Genomic DNA, 21,569 nt, shown 5'->3' with positions numbered 1-21,569 from the left:
CTGAAGCAGAAATCAAGGGCTTGCTTCCCAAGCCGTCAGGCCATACCAGCCAAAGCCCAGCGTCCATTGCATCTGGCTGCTGCCGGCTTGCTGGCCGACGGTCAGGCTCAGGCCCAGCTTGTCCGGTGTCACCCACCACAGGCCGCCCATGGTGCGTTGCGTGCCACCAAAGACGCTGCGGCGATCATTGCTTTGCACCTCGGCGAACAGCAGGCCCATGGGGCTGGGCACCCAGACCAGCGCCAGATTCAGCGCCGTGCCGGTCAGGCCGCTGGCGCGGTCTTGATGCGGCCCCAGATTGGCATGCAGGGCAAAGTCTTCGTTGACCACCAGCGTCGCCAGGCCCAGCAAGCCCTGGCCATTGCGCCGCCAGCCGCTGTCACTCGGGCGCTCGAAGCCGACGCCTGCCTTGAGACCGAAGTTGATCTGCCCGGCCGAGGTCAACAGCCCCCAGCTTTTGGGCGCCCATTTGACCGCGAAGCCGCTTTCGCCTCGGATCTCGTCGCGCGGATGCGGGTGGGTGTAGTCGACGTCGATTTCCAGGCCTTCGACGATGCCGCAGGCCGGCGCCAACACCAGCGCGCGGCTGCTGCCGACCTTCTCGCCCCAGCCCTCCAGCTGGCAGCTGCCGGGGTCGGCGGTGGCGGCGTCATCGCTGGACAAGGGACGCCCGGACAAGGCAGGGCCGGCGCAGGCCAGCGCCAACAAGCCCCAAGCGGCCGGCCTGAGGCAGACGCTGACGTTCACGCGCGAATCTTGTTTCATCATGATCGCCTTTCGAGGCACTGGCTTGGCCGAACTAGACTTGGAAACGATCGGTGTGCTGCTTCAGATCACTGCCCATGCGGCGCAGATTGTCCGAAGAGGCGGTGGTCTCTTCCACCATGGCGGCGTTTTGCTGCGTCATCTCATCGAGCTGGCGTATCGCCTGCGAGACCTCGCCCAAGCTGGTCGCTTGGTCTTGGGTGGCGCTCGATATTTCGCTGATCATGGTTTGCACTTTTTGCACCGAGCCGCGCAGCTCTTCCATGGTGTGGCGGGCCTTGTCGACCAGGCTGGCGCCGTCATTGACGGTCTCGGTCGAGCGGGCGATCAAGGCGCCGATCTGCTTGGACGCCTCGGCGCTGCGCTGCGCCAGGCTGCGCACCTCGCTGGCCACCACCGCAAAGCCGCGCCCTTGCTCGCCGGCCCGCGCTGCCTCGACGGCGGCGTTCAAGGCCAGGATATTGGTTTGGAAGGCGATGCCGTCGATGACCGAGCTGATCTCGCCGATCTGGCGCGAGGACGCTTGAATCTGCTCCATGGTGCTGACCACCCGGCCCACCGCCTCGCCGCCGGCATCGGCCGCCTGGCTGGTGGCGTTGGACAGTTGATGCGCCTCGTGAGCCGAGGCCGAGGTGCGCTGCACGCTGCTGTTAAGTTCTTGCGCGGTGGCGGCGACTTGCTCCAGATTGGCCGCCTGCTGCTCGGTGCGGTTGCTCAGGTCATGGCTGGCATGGGCGATTTCTTCGCTGGCGCTGACCACCGCGTTGACGTTATCGCCCACCGCCTTGACCAGGTTTGAGAGCGATTGCTGCATCGTCGCCATGGCCTCGATCACGCTGCCTTGGAAGGTCACGCCGTTGTGCTTGAGCGCGCGCAGGTCGCCGGCGGCGATGCGCTGGGCGATCTCGGCCAGATCGGTGGGGTCGGCGCCCAGGCGCTGCAAGACATAGCGGCGCAGCGTGAAGCCCAGCAAGGCCGCCGAGGCGACGGCGAGCCCCAAGCCAATGATCGCGGTCAGGCGGGCGTTGTCGTAGGCGGCCGCAGCGCTTTCACCGTCTTTGCGGGCGGCTTCTTCCATCTGGGTGCTGAGCTTGTCGAGCAGCGCCAAGATCTCGTCTTCCATCCCGTCGTAGCGGCCATAGAGCAGCTCGACGTATTCATCCTTTTTGCCGTCCTTGATCAGCGCCAGCAGCTCGTCCACCAGCGCGCGCGAGGCCAGGTTTTTGGCGATGATGTCCTTGGCCTCGGCGATTTCTTCGGCCGTGGCGTCGCCGGGCACGAACTGCTCCTTGATGTGTTTGATCGCCTCATTGCCCTGCTCGCGCAATTTCAACAAGGTGGCAATCTCGGCCTCGTGCTTGGCGGCGGGCAGCAGGGCCAAATTGCGTATGGCGATGCCGCGCCCGTTGACCGAATCGTTCAGCGCCGAGAGGCTGGTCAGCTGCGGGATATTGTTGTCGTTGATGTCGTCATTGACGGTGTCCATGCGCCCCATCATCACCATGATGGCCGCAATGACCGCCAAGAAAACCGTCAGCAAGATGACGTTGGACAGCAAGATGCGTTGGGCCAGATTCAGTTTCATGCGGGACTCCATGAGAAAGATTCTTCGAGACGAGCGGGCCGGTGGGCAAAGCCCTGTTGGGCGCAGGGCGATAGGCGCATCTTCAGCTATCGGCGCGGGCTTGGCAATCTTGAGTCCGGGCCAAATTGCGCCTGCTCACACTGGCTTTTCTTCAATGCGGCGGGTGTGTGTCGGCTTAGACTGAGTGGGTGAGTTCAAGCCATTGCACCGCTGTGATCTTCAGGCCATTGGCGTCGCGTTGGCGAGCCGAAGCCGTGAGCGGGGGCTCGCGCCTTTGGCTGAAGCTGCTGCTGAAGCTGCCGATCCTGCTGCTGATCTTGCTGCTGCTGCAGGCAGGGCGGGTGGGCGCGGAGCCCTTGCTTGTAAAAGGTTCGACAGGTTTGACAGGCTTGCCCGGCGGTTCGCTCGGCCTGCAGACCGAGGTTTTCATCGAGACGCCGGGTGAAACTGTGGCGCAGCCGCTGGATCTGGCGCAGGCCCAGGCCTTGCAGCGGGCCGGCAAGTTCAATCCGGGCCAGCAACAAGTGCTGAACTTCGGCATCGGCGCGCCGCCGGTCTGGCTGCGGCTGGCGCTGCACAATCCCGGCGCGCAGGCCGTGGAGATGCGCTTGCTGGCCGGGACCACCTGGCTGGACAGCGTGGCGCTCTATCAACTGCAAGGCGACAAGCTGCTCACACAAGTGCACACCGGTGACGAGCAAGCGGGCGCGCAAGGCCTGACCCCGGTGCTGGGCTTCGTGTTTGCGCTGCGGCTGCCGCCAGGTGACAGCGAGCTGTTCTTGCGCGTCGCCTCGGTGGACCCGATGCTGCTGCCGCTGGAACTCGTGACACCGGGGCAATTGGCTCAGCGCCGGCTGCAAACTGGCTATTTTTACGGTCTGGTGTACGGATTTTTGTTTGCGCTGTGCGTCTACAACTTGCTGCTGTTCGCCGGCCTGCGCCAGCGCAGCTACCTTTATTACGCGCTCTATCTGGCCACGCTGATTGCGATGAATATGGCCTACACCGGCCATGGCCAGGCCTGGTTCTGGCCCGGCGCCGTCTATTGGCAGCTCTACATTATCGTGGTGTTGATTGTGTTGTTTGGCTGCAGCGGCCTGCTCTTTGCAGCGCGCTTTTTGGCCTTGCGTGAACATGCGCCCCGCGCCTTGCGGGCGGTGCAGTGGTTTTGCGGGCTTGGCCTGCTGGGGATGTTGGCCGCCGTGTTGGGTGACTGGCATCTTGCGGCGACGTTATTGGCGTTCTTTTTTGTGACGATCTTTACCTTCGCGATGGTCGGGCTGGGCTGGCTCACCTTGCGGCAGCGCCGGCGCGCCGGGCGCTACTTTTTGATCGCGGCCCTGTGCGGCATGGTGGGTACCTTGGTCACAACCTTGTCGACCTGGAGCGTTATTCCCTTCAAGACCTGGACCTTTCATGCGCTGGAGGTCGGGCTGATGTTCGAGGCCAGCCTCTTGGCCCTGGCCTTGGCTTTCTGGGTGCGGCAACAGCAAGATGCGGCCTTGCGCGCCGAGCAAATGGCGCGTTTGGACCCGCTGACCCAGTTGCGCAACCGTCGCGCCTTTTTGGAGCAGGCGGCGGCCCCTTGGAGCACATCGCTGCGCAACAGCCGGCCACTGAGTTTGATCATGCTCGATCTCGATCACTTCAAACAGATCAATGACGAAATGGGCCATGCTGCCGGCGACAAGGCCTTGGTCAAGGTGGCTCGCTTGCTTGAACAATGTTGCCGAGCCGGCGACATCTTGGCGCGTTGGGGCGGGGAGGAGTTTGTGCTCTTGATGCCCGAGACCGACTTGCAGCAAGCCTGCCTGCTGGCCGAACGCTTGCGTCTGTCGATCGAGAACAGCCGACCCGCACTCAATAATGTGGCGCCCTTGCTAACGGCCAGCATCGGCGTGGCCGAACGAGTTCAGGCCGCGCGCCTGGAGGACTTGATCAATGCGGCGGATGCCAAGTTGTTCGAAGCCAAGCATCTGGGGCGCAACCGGGTGGCGCCGGCGCAGGCTTGAGGCCAACGGACCGCTTCACAACTCGGCCGGCATGGTCATCGGGCCGGTGGCCTCGCGTTCGTCCCATTCGCATTTGATGGCCTGAATCTGCGGCAGGATGGACATAAAGACCTCGACCAGCCGGGGCTCGAAATGCGTACCCGCGCCCTCCACCACGGTGGCCAGCACCCGCTCCATCGGCCAGGCGGCCTTGTAGGGCCGGCGCATGCCCAGCGCGTCGAACACATCGGCAATCGCGGTGATGCGCGCCGACTCCGGGATGGCCGCGCCTTTGAGGCCACCGGGGTAGCCGCTGCCGTCCCATTTTTCGTGGTGGCATAGCGCGATCTCGGCCGCCAGCTTGAACACCGGCGCCTGGCTCATGGACAGCACTTCAAAGCCGATCTGCGAGTGCGTTTTCATCAAAGCGAACTCGGCGCCGTCCAGCTTGCCCGGCTTGCACAAAATCGTCTCGGGGATGCCGATCTTGCCGGTGTCATGCATCGGTGCGGCCAACTCCAGCAGGCGGCGCTCGGCGCGGCTCCAGCCGCAGGCGCTGGCGATGGCGCCGGCATAGGCGCCCATGCGCCAGATATGGGCGCCGGTGTCTTTGTCCTTCAAGTGGGCGGCGGCGGCCAGCATATAAATGGCGTCGTGATAGACCTGCTCCAGCTGCGCCACGCCGACCAGGGACAAATGCGTCTTGACCCGCGCCAGCACGATGGGCGCCGAGACCGGCTTGATGATGTAGTCCACCGCGCCGGCGGCAAAGCCGCGCGCTTCGTCACCGACCTCGGACAGGGATGTGACGAAGATCACCGGGATCGCTTGCGTGCTGGGGTCGGCCTTCAGTTGGCGGCACACGCTATAGCCATCCATGCCGGGCATCTGCACATCCAGCAAGACCAGCGCCGGCGCGTGTTTACGCACCGCGGCCATGGCGTCGGGCCCGCTGCGGGCGAACACCAAGGCGTAATACGGCGACAGGATCTGGCGCAGCACCGCGAGGTTGCTCGGGTCGTCATCAACGATCAAGAGCGGCGAGTTCGGCATGGGCACGGGCGCTTTCTAGGCAAGGTTCAAGCGGGCAGCGAGTTCTTCGGTGGCGAGTTCTGCCGCCCTGAAGTCAAAGGATTCGACCGCCGTCAATATCGGCTGCAACTGCTCGGGCGGCAGCAGCCCTGCCAACTGGGCCAGCAGTGGCTCCACCAACTCCGGGTTATCGGCATCTAAGCTGCGGAGTAAATCCCTGAGGCCGGTCTGCAACAGCGCCCGGTTTTGGGCCGGCTCCAGCAGCGCGGCCGCAGGCGCCGGGGCTTGCGCGTCCAAGGCGGCGCAGAATTGTTCGATCGACTGCGTGGCTTGCGCCAGGGCCGCTTGCAGCGCGGCCCCTTCAAGCACGGCCGAGGCCTCGGCGTGCAGCCGGCTCTCTGCATCAGCGCTCAGGCGCGCCAACTGGGTCAAGCCCAAATTGCCGGCCGCGCCCTTGACCTTGTGCAGCAAGGCGGCCGCTTCGCTGGGCTCGGCCTGCAGGCGCACCAGCAGATCGCGATGCTCGGCCGCAAACAGCTGCAGGTGGCGGCCATAGATCTGGGGGTCGCGCCAGACCTGCAGGCCGTGTTGATGATCCAGGCCTGCGAGCTCGCCCAAGGCTTGCAGTGCCGCGTTCGGTGGCTTGGTTGTGGGCATGGCAGGCAAAGGGCGCGCTGCCGGCGCTGCGCCTGGCGTTGCACCCGGCGCTGTCACCGGCGCTGTGCCCGGCGCTGTGCTCGGCGTCCTAGCGGGCAGCCACTTCAACAGTGCGGCATACAGCTCGCGCGGCTCCACCGGTTTGGCCACAAAGTCATTCATGCCCGCTTCCAGGCAGCTTTGCCGGTCTTCCTCAAACACATTGGCCGTCATCGCCAAGATCGGCAGCTTTGCGTGCGCGGGGCTGCGCCGTATCGCCCGGCTGGCGCTCAGACCGTCCATCTCGGGCATTTGCATGTCCATCAGCACCAAGTCGTAGCTCGAAGCTGCGACACATTCGAGCGCCTCACGGCCGTTGCGCGCCACATCCACCTGCAGCCCGCAGCCCTCGAGCAGCAAGCGGCCCAGCTCCAGATTGATCTCTACATCGTCGACCAGCAAGACGCGGGCGCCGCCATGCTGCTCGCGCAAGGCCTGCTCCAGCTCGTTGGCCGCACCCAAGGCCGGCAATGCGGCTTGCGGTTCACCCGGTGCAAGCCTTGCGGTGAACCAAAAGGTGCTGCCTATGCCGGGTTCACTTTGCGCCCCGGCTTCGCCGCCCATCAGCTGAGCCAGCAGCTGGGTGATGGTCAGCCCGAGGCCGGTGCCGCCGTATTTGCGGGTGATAGAGCTGTCGGCCTGCTGAAAGGCATGGAACAGGGTGCTCAGCGCTTGCGCGGAGATGCCGATGCCGCTGTCTTCTACCTCGAAGCGCAGCAGCAAGAGCGGCGCCGCGTCAGCCCCAGCCGGCTCGGTGCTGGCCAACTGCACCCGTACGGTGATGCGGCCTTGCTCGGTGAACTTGAGCGCGTTGCTGACGTAGTTCAGCAGCGCCTGGCGCAGCCGGGTCTGGTCGCCGCGCAGCCAGTCGGGCAGCCCCACGCCGCGCTCCATGCTCAGCTGCAGGCCCTTGGCATGGGCTTGCTCGGCCATCATCGAATAGATTTGATCGAGCAGCGCATCGATGTGGAAGTCGCGCTCTTCCAGGCTCAGGCGGCCGGCTTCGATCTTGCTGACGTCAAGGATGTCGTTGATGGTGGCCAGCAGATGGGCGGCCGCAAGGTCAATCTTCTTCAGGCGCGCCAGTTGGCCCGGCCGCGGCTCATCGCGGCGCAGCAAATAGCTCAGGCCGATGATGGCGTTCATCGGCGTGCGAATCTCGTGGCTCATATGGGCCAAGAAGCTGCTCTTGGCCTGGTTGGCGGCCTCGGCGGTTTGGCGCGCCAGCGCCAGCTCATGGGTGCGGTCGACCACCAGCTCTTCGAGATGGTGGCGATGCTGGTTGAGCTCCTCGCCGATGCGTTTGCGCTCAGTGATGTCTTCCTTGAGTGCCACGTAATGCGTCAACTTGCCGTCGGCCTGGTAGATCGGCGTGATGATGGCGAACTCGGCGTATTCGCTGCCATCCTTGCGGCGATTGGCCAGCTCGCCCTTCCAAACCTGGCCCCGATTCAAGGCCGCCCACAGGCTGGCGTAGATGCTGGCGGGCGTGCGGCCCGATTTCAGCACCGAAGGCTTTTTGCCCATCAGCTCCTCGCGGCTGTAGCCGGAGGAATCCACAAAAGCCTGGTTCACATATTCGATATGGGTGTCCAGGTCGGTGATGACGATGCTTTCCGGGCTTTGCTCGATCGCCAAGGACAGCATGCGCAGGCGCTGCTCGGTGGCTTTTTGCTCGGTCACGTCGATCACGAAGGCCAGCACGCAGGGCTGCTCGTCCAACTCGGTCACTTCGCCCGACAGGCTGATGGTGCGCAGCTCGCCGCTGCTGGTGCGCCACTGCGTCTCATAGCCAATCAAGCGGCCTTGCTCACGGATCACCTGCATCCATTCCTGGCGCTGCGATTCCTGGTACCAAAAACCCATCTCGGTCGAAGTGCGGCCCAAGATGTCTTCGGCCGGCCAGCCCAGTTCGCGCTCAAAGTTGCGGTTCACCTGCAAGAAGCGGCCTTCATGCAGCGTCGTGATGGCCGCCGCAATCGGGCTGGACTGAAATGCCGTGGCGAAGCGTCGTTGGGAGCGGCGCAGCTCGGCCTCGGTAAAGGCGCGCTGGCGCTCGCGGTCGAAATTGGCCAAGGCATAGTCCACCTCGCTCGCCATGGCCAGCAGCAGCTCTTGCGTTTCGGCGTCGAAGGCATCGGCCTCGGCGGCGGTCAGCACCAGTACGCCGCAGGCAATGCCTTCGCGGTGCAGCGGCAGCGAGGCGCTCGAACCCCAGCCATTGGCAAGGCCCAATTCCAGCCAGGGCCGGGTGCGCGGGTCGTGGATGAAGTCTTGCACCCATTGGGGCCTATCTTCCCGTATGGCCTGCCCGGAAGTGCCTTGGCCGCCAGGAATCAGCGGGTCCACGCTGACCGGCACCTGTTCCATATAGTCGGCCGCAGCGCCAAAACGCGCTTGCGGTTTGATCTGCAAAGTGAGCGGGTCAACAAAACCAATCCAGGCGGTTCGCAGGCGGCCCAGGGTGACCGCGCTGCGGCAGATGCGTTCGAACAGGTTTTGCTCATCACGGCTGTGCAGAATCGCCTGATTCGATTCGTACAGCGCCGCGTAAAGATCGACCTGGCGCTGCAGCTTGTCGGCCGCGCTGATGTTGGCGCTGATGTCCTGCACGGTGGCCAGGAAGAGGCTGACGCTGCCGTCCTCGGCGCGCAGGCATTTCACATTGACATCGGCGTGTACGGTCTGGCCATCTTTGCGGAAGAAGCGCTTTTGTAGGCGGTAGCCCTCGGCCTCGCCGCGCAACACGCGCTCATAAAGCGGCAGCTCCTCGGCCAGGTCTTGCGGGTGCGTGACCTCGGCCCAGTTCATGCGTTCCAGCTCTGGGCGCGAATAGCCCAGCAGCTCGCACAGATAGTCGTTGAAGTGGCCCAGGGTTTTGGAGGCTGGCTCTGAGCTGGCCATGCCGATAAAGGGCAGCTCAAAGAACTGCTGGATCTGCTGCTCGGCCTCGCCTTGCTTGCGCAAGAGCGCCAGGGCTTGCTCGCGCTCTTGCGCACGCTGCATCTGAACAAGGGCCGCCAACAGCGAGCTCATCGTCAGCAAACCCAGCAAGCCGCCCCAGAACAGGGCCTCGCGAACCGGCTGCAAGACCTCATCGCGACTCATCTTGGCGAGCAAGGTCCATGAGCTGCCGCGTACTTGCCGGTAGGCGCCCAGCACGGCGATCTGTCTGTGGTCCAGCCCTTTCGTGGTGCCCGGACCCTTGGCACTCAGCGCCTGCGCGGCGGGCCGCTCGCTTTCACTCAAGGGCAGCCGCAAAGGTTCAGCCCCCGGCGAGATGTGCTGGGGATTGTTCAAGAACAGCGCCGATTCGCCATCGCGGCGCAGCAGCAGGGTTTGGCCGCTGTCGCTGACCACCGGCCAGCGCTGCATATAGGGAAACAAAAACTGCTGCGGATCAATGCGCAGCAGCACCGCGCCTGCGGCCACATGTGCGCCGCCAGAGTGATGGCTCAGCGGCACCAGCAAATCCATGCGCATGCGGCCTTGCTTGTCGGGCCCAAGCTCGCCGAGCTGCAGCTCGCCGGTCTGCAGGGCTTGGCGCACCAAGGCGGCGTCCGGCGGGCTGTCTTGCAAGGGCTCGCCGCTGCTCAGCAGTGCCTCCGCCGAGCTGCTGAACAGCGCAACGGCGGCGTAGCCATAGGCTTGCTGAATGGCGCGTAACTGCTGTTCTACATGCTCTTGATTGGCGTCGGTGCTGGCGCTTTTCAAGCTCAGCACCTCGTCGATCAGGCTGCCATTGCTCATCAAAGCGTGGCCGTCGCTGAGCCGCTCACTCAGCCAAGACTCGACTTGCTCGGTCTTGAGTTGGGCAATCGCCTCCAGATTGGCAAAGGCCTTGGCTTCGGCCTGCGGGGTGGCCCAGTGCAGATAGGCCCAAGCCAGCAAGGGCAGCGCCGCTGCCATGCTCAGCAGCATCAGCAACAAGCGCTTGTGGCCCCTGGGCATCTTCAAGTTCAGCTGCTCTCGGATGTGGCGCCGCACCATGGCACCTGTGACGCATCGCGGGCTTGCGAATGCGTCGTTTGATCCTAGCAGGCTGTGACGGGCCTGCCTGCCTTGCTAGCGCAGAGAATCGTACAGCGCGACGAACTCTTGCGTCAGTTTGTGGCGCGGGTCCAGATGGATCATCGGCCGGGCCAGTTCATGTGATTCCTTGACCTTCACGCTGGCGCTCAGATAGGGCTGAAGCACCGGCAGACCTTCGTCTATCAAGGCTTGCACCGTGCGCTGCGGCAGTGCGGCGCGGGCCTGGAACTGGTTGACGATGATGCCCTCGACTTCCAGCTCGGCGTTGTGATCGGCCTGGATTTCCTTGACGTTGTCGAGCAGCTCATAGAGCGCGCGGCGGGCGAATTCATCGCAGTCGAAGGGGATCAGGCAGGTCTCGGCCGCAATCAGCGCCGAGCGGGTGTAGAAGTTCAGCGAGGGCGGGGTGTCTATCCAGATTTCGTCGTAGTCCTCGCCCAGGTCTACCAGCGCCTCGCGCAGCTTGTAGATCTTGTAGCGGCTCTCCAGCTTGCTGTGCAACTCGTCCAGCAAGGGGCTGGCCGGCATCAGGTGCAGGTTCTCCCAAGGCGTTTCGATGATGAAGTCGCTGGTCTTGGGGGCGCGAACGCTGAATTTCAGCGTGGTCTCGAAGAACTCGGCCGCGCCGGGCTGCTCCGTATCGGCAGCGTCACCGAGCAGATAGCGGCTGGAATTGCCCTGCCGGTCCAGATCGACCAGCAGTGTGCGCCGGCCAGAATGGGCGGCAATGGCCGCCAGATTGCTGGTGATGGTGGACTTACCAACACCCCCTTTTTGATTGAAAACAACGCGGCGCATTCGCTTATCCCTGGCTGAATTGCAATGGCGCTATTGTGCACTGCAGCAAGACGCGGCAAGCTCAGGGTATCCTCCAGACTTGCGCTGAGCCTGCCGCAGCGCCCCCCGCATTCAGGGGGGCGGCAGCTAACCGAGCCAATGCTTGATGACAAGCCCCGCATAACTGTCACATTGCGAAGCCACACTGGCGCCGCTTTGGCGCCAATCTGACGCACAGAGTGCCCGCTCCCTGGGCTTTTTCTGGTCCTCCTCAGCTCGCACACCATGAAACTCAACCGTCTGATCCTCGCCCTCGCCGCTGCCTTGATGGCCCCCGCCTTCGCCAACGCCGCCAACTCTCTCAACTTGGGCAACTACAGCGTCAAGGGCACATATGCCTTGGACATCTTGGGTGGCACCACACCGGGCCTGATTTCGGGTCTGGAGGCTTCGGCCGTTACCTATGCGCGCGACCGTGGCACGCTGTTCTTTGTCGGAGATGAAGGCACGGGCGTTGTGGAAATCTCGCGCACCGGCCAGACCCTGGGCAAGATGGCTTTTGACTGGGCCGGCACCGGCAGCACCAAACATGACACCGAAGGCCTGGCCTATCTGGGCAATGGCGTGCTGGTGGTCAGCGAGGAGCGTTTGCAAGATGTCTACCGCTTCAATTTCGTGAGCGGCGGCAGCGCTGCTCTGAAGAACAGCTTCGTGTCGATTGCGAATAACAAAGTCGGCAACGACGGCATCGAGGGCATCAGCTATGACGCCCGCAACGGCGGCAGCTTCATCACCATCAAGCAGCAGTCGCCGCAAAACATCTTGGCGGGCGCGCTGACATTCGCTGCGGCCACCGGCAACCCGGCGTCGTCCTCGGGCGATGGCTCCACCCCGCCGGGTGGTGGCACGTCCACCATGAGCAGCTTGTTCAACCCGACCTCGCTGGGCTTGAGCACTTTGTCCGACGTGCAGACGCTGTCGTCGGTAGATGCCCTGGCCGGCGGCCCCGGCGCCGACAACCTGCTGGTGCTGAGCCTGGGTTCGCGCAAGCTGGTCGAAGTGAACCGCGCGGGTCAGGTCTTGAGCAGCTTCGATCTCAGCAACGTTGTGCCGGTTAACGGCATCGAAGGCGTGACCGTCGACGAGTTGGGCAATATCTACTTGGTAGCCGAGCAAGACCAAACTTACAAGGACATGCCCGGCGTGCACTCACAGCTGATCGTGCTGTCGGCCGCTCAGCCCGTGCCTGAGCCTTCGACCTACGGCTTGATGGCCCTGGGCCTGGGTTTGCTGGGCGTGCAAGCGCGTCGCCGCAAGCAGGCCTAAGAGCCGGGCCGCTTGGGGCCCAGTGCCTGCAGCAGCGGAGCGAGGTTTTCAATCTGCTGCTGTGACTGAGCCCACAAGACGCCGCGCGCAAAGGCGGCCGGGCCAGGATGAGCCCGGCCCATGTCCAGCAATTGCTGCCGGCCCACTTCGGCGTCATTGAGCTGGCCCAGCAAATCCTGCAATGCGCTCAGCTGATTCAAGCGGGCGTCAACCTTGGCGCCGGCGATGGCGCTGAAGAACTCGCTGGCATAACGCAATTTCTTGACGGCAATGCGCAGGCGGTGCCGGTTCTCGGCCGTGGTTTGGTCTTGCAAGCTCTGCAGCCGCTGACGCAGCTTCTTGTCGCCTTGCTTCAACATACGCTTGGCGGCAGTGTCGAGCGCCGCAGCGAGGCCGTCAGGGCAGGCTGAATCTTCTCGCCAGCGCTTTGCCTTGAGCCAGCTTCCCAAGTTCGCCATCAGCTTCAGATAGCGCTCGGAGCTCACGGCTTGGATGGCCTTGCGGCGGCACCGCTGCGCCAGGCTTGCGGCTGCTTTTTGCAGCCCGTCTAACTCTTCCTGACCGGCGCTGCCCAGCAGCACGGCGGGCAGGGTGGTGCCGGCCAGCACCTCGGCATCGCGCGCCGCGCCCAGCGTCAGGCCCAGCCAGGCTATCTCGTCGGCCAAGGCGGGCGGCAGTGTGATCCAAGGTTTGAACAATGCCAAAGCCGAGCGCAGCCGCCGCAAGCCGACGCGTAGCTGGTGGACGAATTCGGGCTCCTCGCTGAGCCGCAGACCGGCCTCATTGGCCCTAACTTGGCGCAAGCAGTTGCGCGCGATCAAGGCAAAGCCTTGCTCCAGCGTCAGGCCAGCGCGCAGCTTGACGGGCCTTGCTTTGCTGGGTTTGAGAGGGCTGGGCATGGCAGCTAGCTTAGCTCAGCCGCGCCGCATGCTCGTCCACAGCGTCGCCAGCACGATGAGCGTGCCGCCGGCCCATGCCAGCGGACTCAGCGACTCGCCCAGCCACAGCACCGCGAACAGCGCACCAAAGGCCGGCTCGCTGCCCATCAACAAGCTCACGCGGCTGGGTAGGCTGTGCTTGAGCGCCCAGTTCTGCGCAAAGAAGGCGAACACGGTGCAGCCCAAGATCAGATAAATGCTGGCCGACCAAAACGCAGCGTCACCGGGCAAGGCAGGTAGGCCATCCGGCGACAGCAGGGCCAGGCCGAGGCTGCCCAGCCCGATCACGCCGGACTGCACCGCCGTCAAAGCCAGAGCCGGGGCGTGCCGATCACGGCTCAGTTTGCTGGTCATGCAGACGGTGACGGCGCGCAGCAGCGCCGCAGCCAGCATCAGACCGTCGCCCAAGCCCAGCCGGCCCGGCAAGCCCTCACCAGAAGCGCCACTCAACATGCCCGCTCCCAATAGCGAGACCGCCGCAAAGCCGAACATCGCCCGCGTCGGCCGCCGCCCCAGCAGTAGCCATTCCACAAAAGGCGTGAACACCACGCACAGGCTGATCAAGAAGGCGGCATTGCTGGCCTGCGTCAGCGCGACGCCAAAGGTCTCGCACAGGAAGATCGCCAGCATCAAGCCGCCCAAGGGCAGGCCGCAGACCAACGCGTCGCGGCGCTGCTTGGCATCGGCCCGCAGCAGCGCCGGCATCAGCAAGCCAAAGGTGACAGAGAAGCGCAGCGCCAAGAAGCCCAGCACCGGATAGAAGGCCAGTGCGCCTTTGGCTACGCCGTAGCTGCTGCCCCAGACCATGGCCACCAACAAAAGCATCAGGTCGGACAGGCGCAGCAAATGTGTATTCGGATGGGGCAGGGCCAGGCTGGGCATGGTTTTCTAGGGTGAATGCAAGTCGAGATCGCATTATTCGGTTTTGCCTGTGTGGTGATAATCCTGTCGATCGGAATAACACTTATGTGCTGTGAGCATCAATTACTCGTTTGACGCGCTGCCCGATATGGCCATGTTTGCCAGCGTGGTCGAAGCCGGGAGCTTCTCGGCGGCGGCGCGGCAAGCCGGCGTCAGCCCCTCGGCGGCGAGCCGCCAAGTGGCGCGTCTGGAGGCCTTGCTGCGGGTGCGCTTGCTGGAGCGCACAACCCGCAAACTGCGCCTGACCGAAGCGGGAGCGGCCGCCTATGCGCATTGCCAGCAGATGCTGGCGGCGGCACGCGAGGTGATGGCCTTGAGCGACAGCGGCCTGGCGGACAAAGCGTCAGCGCCAAGCGGACTCTTGCGCGTCAGTTGCCCCAAGGCGATCGCGCGGCATTTGATTCACCCTCTGATGCCGGCCTTCCTGGCGCAGTACCCGCAAGTCGATGTGCAGCTGATCGTCACCGACCGTACGGTGGACCTGTACCAAGAGGCGATTGACCTGGCGATCCGAGTCGGCGACGCGCCGCCGCCGGGTCTGGCCGGCCGGCCTTTGCTACGCCTGCGCCATATGCTGTGCGCCAGCCCGGCCTACTTGCGCCAGCACGGCGCACCGGCCCATCCGCGCGAACTGGCTGGGCATAGCTGTCTGTACCTGGGTGAGGACGAGCGAGACCGGCATTGGCGTTTTGCCAAGCGAGGCGGCGAGGCGCTCGTGGTCAAGGTCAAAGGGCGTTATGTCGCCAACCACAGCGAACTGCGCCTGGAGGGCGCGCTGCACGGCTTGGGCATCGCCAGCCTGCCCGAGTTTGTCGCGCGTGAGGCCTTGGCGAGCGGGGACTTGCTGCCTGTGCTGGCGGATTGGGAGCATGTCACCGACTATGCCGGCATGGCTTGGCTGCTCTATCCATCGAACCGGTTTGTGGCGCCCAAGCTGCGGGTTTGGATCGATTGTTTGGTGGCTGCCTTGGCGGATTGAGCAAGCGGCAGCCTGGGCACTTGGCCAAGGTATTTGCCCTGCAGACCTCAGTGCCAACGAGGTGCTCTTGCGCTTTCAATGATCAAAATGCAATCTCAACACCGCCTGACCCTCGCCAAGGCTGGCACTGCTGAGTTTGTCGGCCAAGTGGCGCATCAGCACGCCTGACACGCGGGCCATGGCGGCGTCGAGTTGGCTTTTGATGTCCACTTCGTCCTCATCGCTGTTCATCAGCGCATCCAGGTCCAAGGGCACCGTTGTCGCGCTGCCTGTATCTGCTGAGGCGTCACCTGCCGCAGCGCCGACACTCAGCGGCTCGCCCTCATGAATCAGCTCCAGGTTGAAGTTGAATTCATCAAAACTGCCGCGTATCACCAGCAGGCGGCCGCCGCCTGCGGCTTGAATGGATTCGCTGGCCTCCAGTGCGGCCAGGGCCGCGCGGCGGACGATGTCCATGCGGGCGCCCCAGGCGCCGCCTTGGCGCTCGACAAAAGCGGTGAGCTGGTGGCTGATAGGCCCCAGGCGGGGGTCCAACTCGCAGCTGGCGCGCAAGCGTGTCCCCAGGCGGAACAGCAGGTTCAGGCCCATCACGCAAACGCCGGTGACCACAAAACCATCGCCGGCCAGCATGGCCAGGCCCTCGGGCAAGCCCTTGCTGAGGCCCGGCATCAGCATGGTGGCCAGGCCGGCGCACAGCGACAAGCCCACCATGAAGATGCCACGGCTGTCGAGTGCGCGGGTGGCGATCATCTCGATGCCGGAGACGATCAAGTACGCGGCGGCGTAGAGCGAGATGGCGCCCAGCACGGCTTGCGGGATGAGTGTGAGCCCCATGGTCAGCAGCGGGCTCATCGCCACCAGCAGTAACAGTGCCGCGCAGGCCAGGCCGATGTAGCGGCTGCTGGAGCCGGTGGCGTGCACCAGAGCGATATTGGCGGAGCTCGGCGCGGTGGGGAAGCTGCCGAACAGGCCACTCAACAAGTCACTCGCGCCATTGGCGCGGATGCCGCGGCCCACCATCTGCATGTCGGCACGCTTCCAGTCGGCGTTGTCGGTCTTGTCCATCACGATCAGGCAGCCGATGTTGTCGAGCTGGTTGAGCGTGGCGATCAGCACGATGGCGAAGATGATCTCGGGCCCGAGGTTGAAGCTGGGTGCAATCGGCTGCGGCAGGGCCAGCCAGGGCGCGCTGTGCAGCCACTCCAGGCCCAGCAGCCGGTCGCTGAGGGCGGCGATCAGCAGGCCCATCAACAAGCCGGCCAAGACGCCCAGCAGTTTGAAGCGCCGCCCGCCCCAGACCGAGAGCACCACGATGCTGGCCAGGGTGGGGCCCGAGATGAGGGCGCTGATGCCGTCGATCTGCAGGGTTTGCAAGCCGGTGGCTGCGCCGGCCGTTTCATGTATGCCCAAGGCATTGCGCATGGCCGGCTCGACCAGCCCTAAGCCGCCCATGCACACCACCGTGCCCACCACGGTGGGTGGGAACAGGGCGCGCAGATGGCGCATCAGCGGGCCCACGCAGAGCGTGACGCCGGCGGCGATCAGGCTCACCTGCACCAGGGAGCCCAAGCCGTAGCTGGCGATGGCAGCAGCAGCCACGGTGATCATCATCGGGTCGGGCTGGAAGACCAGCAGCGTGCCGCTGCCCCAGCGCCCGCCCCAGGCCTGCAGGGCGGTGCCCATGGCCATGCCCAGCAGGGTCATGGCAACGATGGAGTGGGTTTGCGGCAGGCTTAAACCCGCGATCTTGGCGGCTGCCAGCACATGGGCGATCAAGGCCAGCACCGTGGCCGCATGCTGCAGGGCCAGCAGGCCGAGCGCGCCGCGCGGCGGGCATTCATCGGCCGCGTAGATCAGATCAAAGGGCCGGCGCACCGGCTTGGACGGGGGCAGCCAGCGGCTGAGGGCTTGCATCACAGCGGGGAGCCTCAAGTCTTGGTCGAGGGAGAAAAGGATGGCAAGGTGGTGGGGCTGTCCAGCAGCAGCACATAGCGTCTCGCCAACCAGACGCAGCGCTCAAACACCGTGGTGGCGCTGAACACCGCTTGGCGCAAGCCGGCTTCCAGCTCGCTGCCTTGCAAGCGGCGGCGGATGCCATCCATCAGCTCCGAGCGGTCGTGGGTGAGGCTGCGCAGCAGCGCCAGGTCTTCGGCTTCGGGTCTGGCAAGTGCGGCGGTTTCGGCCAGGGTCTCCAGCATCATGTGAAGGCTTTGCACCAGCTGGTCCAGCAGCTGGGCGACGCTGGGTTCGCCCATCGCGGCCTGGGTGCTCTGGTGCAGCTCGGCCAGCGACTCCTGCAGCGAGCCGAGCAGGCGGTTGCGGTCGCGCAGCACCATGCTGCGTTCAAGCACATCGCGGCTGCGCTGGCGGTCAGCCAGCTCCACCAAGAACTGCTCGCAGAGTTGCAGCACCTGGCTCTCGGCGGCCTGGCGTTTGTCGGCCGAGGCCAGCGCGGTGGGTGCGTCCTGGCGCAAGGCGTCGAGGTAGGCGGGCAGGCAGGCGAGCAGGCGTTGCTGCTCTTTGTCGGCCAGCAGCAGGGCGGTTTCGGCCTCGTCCAGGGCCTCGTCGTGCACAAAGTGCGGCTTGCTCAGGTTCTCTTGCAGCGAGGGCGCGGCCCAGGCGTCCAACCAGCGCAGGCTGGGCTTGTCCAGCGCGCGGCTGCCCAGGTCGCTGAGCACTTGCACCACCATGTAGAAGGCTGCCAGCCGCGCCGGCAAGCCCATGTCGAATTGATCGAGCAGGCGACCGAAGGGGTCGTCAAAGAGCCAGCGGTTGCAGGCGTAGAAGATCAAGGTGAGCAGCAGACCCTGCAGGCGCAGCAGCACTTGGAACAGCACCAACTGGCGGGCGCTGCCCTGCAAGCGGCCGGCCAGGTTCCAGGCCGAAGCGGCGGAGCCCAGGCCGGCGCCCATCACCAGCATTGCACCGCCGTTCCAGCCGATCAGGCCGCCGGCCGCCAGGCTCATGGTGATGACGACCACCGTGGTCGAAGACTGCGCGGCCCAAGCTACTGCAGCACCGATGGCGAAGCTGGGCAACAGCCAGACGCCCAGCTCGGCGATCTGCTCGCGCAGCCAGGGGGCGGTGCGCAGCAGGGCGGCGCCGCTCTTGATGAAATCGGTGCCCAGGAAAAGCAGGCCCAGGCCCAGCAGCGCGCCGACGGCGTGGCGCCAGCGGGTGGACTGGTCGATCTGCTGGTAGTAGGCGATGCCGGTCAGGCCCACCAGGCACAGCGCCAGGGCATGCAGATCAATGGCGGCCACCAGGGCCAGCATCGACGTGCCCAGATTAGCCCAGCGGATGATGGGGAAGGCGCGCTTGCGGTCCATGGCCCCGGCGGTGACCAGGGCCACCAGCACATGGATGACGGCGTTGACGCTTTGCATCACCGCGCCGGCCAGCAGGCCGAACAAGGCCAGCGAGCCCGCGCTGGTGACAGCGCGCGCAATCAGCTGGCGCAGGCGTCGGCCAATCACCTGACGCAGATTGCTGCTGATCAGGCGGACACCGATGAAGAACAGGCCCAGCCCGGCGAACAGACTGAAAAATATGCTCATGAGACCGCGTGAATCCGCAGTCAGGCGTTCAGTTGACGAAGACCCTCGGAACGGTCTGTGACGCTGTCAATGATCTTCAAGAAGCCGCTGATCTCAAACACCTCACGCACATGCTGGGGCAGGCCGCAGAGCAGCAAGCGGCCTTGCGCTTGCTTGGCGCGCTTGGCGGCCATCAGCACCACGCGCAGGCCGGCGCTGGAGATGTAGTCCACGGCGGCAAAGTCCAGCAATGCACGGGCGCCCGGCGTGGCGAACAGGTCTTGTACGGCTTGCTCAAAGGCGCCGGCGGTGGCGCTGTCGATGCGGCCTTTCAGGCTGAGCAGGCGGCTGCCTTGTTCATCGCTGCTTTGGTGTTCGAAGTTCATGGTGGGGGCTCTTTCTTTGACTGAGGGGTTTTGTGGTTTGGGGCGCAGGCCTTGCGGCCTTCAGCGCTTGAGAGTCTTGAGCAGCACGATCAGATTGCCGCTGCCGTCGTAGAAGGCGCGCACCTCGTCCATCATGGTTTTGACCATGTGCACACCCAGGCCGCCCACGGCGCGTTCTTCCACGCTGGCGTCCAGGCTGGGCTCGGGCGCTTCCACAAAGGGGTCGAATGGCGGGGCGTCGTCTTTGAGAATGATCTCCAGCCACTCGTCGGAGCGCGAGAGCCGCACATGGATGGGGCGGTCGGGCGCGCCGTGCAGGCCGTGCTGGATGGTGTTGGTGATCAGCTCTTCCAGGCAGAGGTTGACGGCAAAGGCCAGATCTGACCGATCGGCCAGGGCTTGGTCCACGGCCTCGGCCAGCGGGGTGATCTCTTCGACACGGCTGTGCAGGCGATGCTCCAGCAGCAAGGTTTTGTTCTTCAGTTCCAGGGGGGTGTGGCTCACGGTCAGAGCTCCTCGGGCTTGGGGGCTGGCGGACGGGTCGGGGGATTCGGTATTGGCGGTAACGACAATGGGAGCGTCCACGCGCGGCTTGCGGCACAGCAACAGGGCGGTCAGGTCGTCGCTGGGTTCGGCACCGCCGACGAAGTCGGCCACATCGCGCACCAGGCTGGCCAATTTGTCTGCGGCTTGTGGCTCCTGGCTCTCCTGCAGCCAGGCGATCAGGCGCTCGTCGCCATAAGCGCGTTCGGCGGCGTCAAAGGCTTCAGTGATGCCGTCGGTGTAAAGCAAGAGGGTGTCGCCGCTGGCTAACTGCGCATATCGGCGGCTGTAGCTCATGCCGGGCAGCACGCCCAGGGCGATGTCGCGCGGGCAGTCCAGGGCCTGCACCTCGCCTTGGGCACTGCGCAAGAGCGGCGCGGGGTGGCCGGCGCTGGCGTAGGCCAAGCTGCCGTCGCGCGGGTCGTAGATGCAGTAGCAGGCGGTGACGAATAGCTCCATGGGGTTGCGCCCGCTGAGCACATCGTTGGCGCGGGCCAGCACTTCTTCGGGGCTCAGTTCGTCTTGCGCCAGGTCTTGCAGCACGGTGCGTGAGACGGCCATGAAGAAGGCAGCGCCCACGCCCTTGCCCGCCACATCGGCCACCAGAAAGCCCCAGCGGCCGTCTGACAGCGCGAAACAGTCGTAAAAATCACCCCCCAGCTCGCGCGCCGGGTGCATGCAGGCCTGCATGGAGAAGTCCGCCGTGTCGGGGAAGTGCTGGGGCAGGATGGCCTGCTGCATATCGCGGGCCGATTCAAGCTCCTCTTGCACGCGCAGGGCGGCCAGGTGCAACTGATCGTTCTTGTCGGCCAACTCAAGCGTGCGCTGTTGCACCAGGCGCTCAAGCTCGCGCTGGCGCGATTCGTTCTGCTCGCGGATCACATCGAGCAGGCGCCCGACCTCAGACGCCACGGTGTTGAAATTGCCCGCCACCAGGACCAGCTCGTCCTGCGTGTCGATGCGGATGCGGGTGTCCAGCCGGCCGGCGCAGAAGTCTTGCGTGCCTTGCGAGAGCCGGCGCAGCGAGCGCAACGTGGACACATAGATGCCGGCGAACAAGTAGGCGATCGCCGCCATCGCCCCCACCAGCAGGGCGCCCACCTGCCACTGGCTGCGGCGCAGCTGGGTCAGGCGCTCTTGCAGCAGGGCATCGGCCTGCGCGGTGCTTGCCACCAGCAGGGCCTGGGCTTGAGCCAGATTGGCGCTGGCGAGGGGACGCAGCTCGGCAAGAGCTTGGGGTGCATCGAGCACCTTGTCGACCGCGTCTTGCTGGCGCTCGATGCGAGCCAGTAGCTCGTCCAGCTGCGCTTGCAGGCCGGCACGGTCGCCGGGCGCCAGTAGCTGCTGCATGCCGGCGCGCAGGGCCGGCGTGGCCTCGCTCAGCACCACCTGGGCGGCCAAGGCATAGCTGGCCATGCTGCCGCTGGACAGCGCCAGCGCGTCCTGCTGCTTGGACAGTGTTTCCATCAGCAGGGGCAGCCGGTGGCTGAGCATCTCGAAGGCGGCGTCCAGCGTCGGGTCGACGTTGAGGCGGTGGGCGCGAGCGCTCTCGCGCATCAGGGCCAGCAAGGCGTTGATGGTGCCGGTGTGGGCAGCAAAGCGGCGCTGGGCGTCGTCGTCTTGCGCGGCCAGCTCTTGCAGCTGCTGCCACTGCTGCTGCAGGCGCAGGGCCAGCGCGGGCAAGCTGTTGGGTGGCGCGTTGGGCGGCAGCTGCGGTGCGGTGGCCCAGGCCAGCAGGGCTTGCAGTTCGGCTTGGGCCGCCGGGCGGCCACTGCGCTCGCCTTTGAGTTCACCGCGCTGACGCACCAGGGTGTCGAGTACGACGGCCTGCTGCGCCAGTGCGCTCAGGCCGCGGCGTTCCAGCTCGGCGCTTTGTGCGTCTTGCCCGGCTTTGCGCAGCAGCGGCCAGCTCAGCAAGGCCAGGGCCAGCAGCATGACCGCGCCGACCAGCAGAAATTTGCGCGAAAAACTCAGCCGCCCCGACAGCCAGCTGGCCGGCGCCAGCAGGCGCAGCCAGCGGGCTTGAGCCCGGCCGAGGTCGGTGACAGTGGCTGTCATGCGC

Annotated in this window: 13 protein-coding genes and 2 pseudogenes; 4 read left to right on the top strand and 11 right to left on the bottom strand. The window is 65.1% G+C overall.

Annotation, left to right across the window (positions count from 1 at the left end):
- Nucleotides 1-12: 12 nt before the first annotated feature.
- Together LNV08_RS05255 and LNV08_RS05250 are read right to left on the bottom strand one after the other, a co-directional pair.
- Nucleotides 13-768: a hypothetical protein gene (locus tag LNV08_RS05255; RefSeq protein ID WP_263532618.1), complete on the bottom strand. Its 756-nt coding sequence runs from the start codon at nt 766-768 to the stop codon at nt 13-15.
- Between the two features lie 31 nt (nt 769-799).
- Nucleotides 800-2,350, bottom strand: coding sequence for a methyl-accepting chemotaxis protein (locus LNV08_RS05250; protein ID WP_263532617.1), 1,551 nt, complete (start codon nt 2,348-2,350; stop codon nt 800-802).
- 254 nt (nt 2,351-2,604) lie between these two features.
- Between LNV08_RS05250 and LNV08_RS05245 the strand changes: the two genes are divergently transcribed.
- On the top strand, nt 2,605-4,362 hold the full coding sequence (locus tag LNV08_RS05245; protein WP_263532616.1) for a diguanylate cyclase: 1,758 nt from the start codon (nt 2,605-2,607) through the stop codon (nt 4,360-4,362).
- 15 nt (nt 4,363-4,377) lie between these two features.
- Here the strand turns inward: LNV08_RS05245 and LNV08_RS05240 are convergent, their stop codons facing one another.
- The 3 genes from LNV08_RS05240 to LNV08_RS05230 all read right to left on the bottom strand — a co-directional run bounded on the left by LNV08_RS05240 (nt 4,378) and on the right by LNV08_RS05230 (nt 10,899).
- Nucleotides 4,378-5,394 (bottom strand): two-component system response regulator, encoded by a 1,017-nt coding sequence (locus tag LNV08_RS05240; protein WP_263532615.1) that lies wholly within the window; start codon nt 5,392-5,394, stop codon nt 4,378-4,380.
- Nucleotides 5,395-5,409: 15 nt separating this feature from the next.
- Nucleotides 5,410-10,020: a PAS domain S-box protein gene (locus LNV08_RS05235; RefSeq protein WP_263532957.1), complete on the bottom strand. Its 4,611-nt coding sequence runs from the start codon at nt 10,018-10,020 to the stop codon at nt 5,410-5,412.
- A 114-nt stretch (nt 10,021-10,134) separates the two neighbouring features.
- Complete coding sequence (locus tag LNV08_RS05230) at nt 10,135-10,899, bottom strand: ParA family protein (RefSeq protein ID WP_263532614.1); 765 nt, start codon at nt 10,897-10,899, stop codon at nt 10,135-10,137.
- A 264-nt stretch (nt 10,900-11,163) separates the two neighbouring features.
- Here LNV08_RS05230 and LNV08_RS05225 point away from each other — a divergent pair.
- Together LNV08_RS05225 and LNV08_RS23125 are read left to right on the top strand one after the other, a co-directional pair.
- Nucleotides 11,164-12,042 (top strand): annotated as a pseudogene (locus LNV08_RS05225) (SdiA-regulated domain-containing protein); the annotation flags it as partial.
- A 78-nt stretch (nt 12,043-12,120) separates the two neighbouring features.
- Nucleotides 12,121-12,204: pseudogene (locus LNV08_RS23125) on the top strand (PEP-CTERM sorting domain-containing protein); the annotation flags it as partial.
- Here LNV08_RS23125 and LNV08_RS05220 read toward each other — a convergent pair.
- Entirely contained in the window at nt 12,201-13,103 is a 903-nt protein-coding gene (locus tag LNV08_RS05220; protein ID WP_263532612.1) for a CHAD domain-containing protein, read from the bottom strand. The pseudogene LNV08_RS23125 and the gene LNV08_RS05220 sit on opposite strands and share 4 nt — an antisense overlap.
- Before the next feature lie 15 nt (nt 13,104-13,118).
- Nucleotides 13,119-14,024, bottom strand: coding sequence for a DMT family transporter (locus tag LNV08_RS05215; protein ID WP_263532611.1), 906 nt, complete (start codon nt 14,022-14,024; stop codon nt 13,119-13,121).
- A gap of 91 nt (nt 14,025-14,115) precedes the next feature.
- Between LNV08_RS05215 and LNV08_RS05210 the strand changes: the two genes are divergently transcribed.
- Entirely contained in the window at nt 14,116-15,042 is a 927-nt protein-coding gene (locus tag LNV08_RS05210; protein ID WP_263532610.1) for a LysR family transcriptional regulator, read from the top strand.
- A 75-nt stretch (nt 15,043-15,117) separates the two neighbouring features.
- Here the strand turns inward: LNV08_RS05210 and LNV08_RS05205 are convergent, their stop codons facing one another.
- The 4 genes from LNV08_RS05205 to LNV08_RS05190 are packed head-to-tail and all read right to left on the bottom strand — an operon-like array spanning nt 15,118 to nt 21,565.
- Complete coding sequence (locus tag LNV08_RS05205; RefSeq protein ID WP_263532956.1) at nt 15,118-16,956, bottom strand: uracil-xanthine permease family protein; 1,839 nt, start codon at nt 16,954-16,956, stop codon at nt 15,118-15,120.
- Nucleotides 16,957-16,970: 14 nt separating this feature from the next.
- On the bottom strand, nt 16,971-18,599 hold the full coding sequence (locus LNV08_RS05200) for a Na/Pi symporter (RefSeq protein ID WP_263532609.1): 1,629 nt from the start codon (nt 18,597-18,599) through the stop codon (nt 16,971-16,973).
- A gap of 20 nt (nt 18,600-18,619) precedes the next feature.
- Nucleotides 18,620-18,964, bottom strand: coding sequence for an STAS domain-containing protein (locus tag LNV08_RS05195; RefSeq protein ID WP_263532608.1), 345 nt, complete (start codon nt 18,962-18,964; stop codon nt 18,620-18,622).
- 60 nt (nt 18,965-19,024) lie between these two features.
- Entirely contained in the window at nt 19,025-21,565 is a 2,541-nt protein-coding gene (locus LNV08_RS05190; protein WP_263532607.1) for a SpoIIE family protein phosphatase, read from the bottom strand.
- Between the last annotated feature and the right edge of the window lie 4 nt (nt 21,566-21,569).

Origin of the sequence: Paucibacter sp. TC2R-5, assembly GCF_025717605.1 — a bacterium.
GTDB lineage: Bacteria > Pseudomonadota > Gammaproteobacteria > Burkholderiales > Burkholderiaceae_C > Paucibacter_A > Paucibacter_A albus.
The sequence above is the reverse complement of the archived record's forward strand: the minus strand, read 5'-3'. Positions and strand labels throughout refer to the sequence as shown.